The organism is Prevotella conceptionensis 9403948, from assembly GCF_000312305.1.
In the GTDB taxonomy this organism is placed as follows: domain Bacteria; phylum Bacteroidota; class Bacteroidia; order Bacteroidales; family Bacteroidaceae; genus Prevotella; species Prevotella conceptionensis.
The window spans coordinates 5,875-6,785 of record NZ_HE999452.1 but is presented as its reverse complement, the minus strand read 5'-3'; the positions used below and the strand labels follow the sequence as shown (position 1 = coordinate 6,785).

Below are 911 nucleotides of genomic sequence, written 5' to 3'. Positions count from 1 at the left end.
ATTGGATGCTTACATTTCTTCTTTCTAATAATATATATGTATGTTAGAACAATTCCAGCTGTTGCCCAGGTGCGTTAGGCTTATGAGGTTTAGTGCCATAAAAGAGCTGAATGTTGTCGAATTGCTTATCTGTTATACACAAAACACCAACCTTGCCATACTTGGGGAGTGAGTTTTTCACCCGTTTGACATGCACTTCCGCATTCTCCATGCTAGCACAATGCCGCAGGTAGATGGAGAATTGAAACATGGTGAACCCATCTCGCTGCAAAAGGTTGCGAAAGTCTACGTATGCTTTCTTATCCTTCTTCGTTTCTGTTGGGAGATCGAAAAACACCAATATCCACATAACACGATACTCATTAAGACGGCTAAGGTTTGACATAAGCAAATTACATTTCAGGATAACTCACACGGCGTAGCTCGCCCGAAAAACATTTATAGAGCGAGGCCGTGGTCTGCTGAACGGCTATCATTAGCGGACTTCGTTTGCCATTAACGACCACATCCAGCGTAGGAATAACAAGCAACTGCGACTTCAACTCGCGAGTGAGTTCTGCCACACACCCATTTGTGCGAATAATGTTGAGCACTAGGCGGTCTACATAAGGGCGATAAGGCTCCATAATGTCGTCGGCGAGGCAGTAGGCATTGTAGCGATTGTGATGATGAATACCCAAAGTGGGCAACAATCCACTACCAACCAATGCCCTAGCCACCACAGCACGCAGAATGGCATAGCCATAGTTTAGCAAATTGTTGGGCGGCTCACCTTCGCGTGCCCTAACAAAATGCGGCAGCTCGGGAAAAAGATGCTGCCAATAATGAGCTGCGGCACGCGCCTCGATATTATCAGGGTCGCCACTTCGCACCTGTTCTGCCCACACCTAGCATGCACTTTCGTACGTTAC

General features: G+C 46.7%; 1 protein-coding gene and 1 pseudogene. Both read right to left on the bottom strand.

The window, feature by feature from the left end:
* Positions 1-43: 43 nt before the first annotated feature.
* Positions 44-385 (bottom strand): CRISPR-associated endonuclease Cas2, encoded by a 342-nt coding sequence (cas2, locus tag BN93_RS13280; RefSeq protein WP_019188801.1) that lies wholly within the window; start codon positions 383-385, stop codon positions 44-46.
* A 7-nt stretch (positions 386-392) separates the two neighbouring features.
* Positions 393-887 (bottom strand): annotated as a pseudogene (gene cas1, locus BN93_RS13275) (type II CRISPR-associated endonuclease Cas1); the annotation flags it as partial.
* Positions 888-911 lie beyond the last annotated feature (24 nt).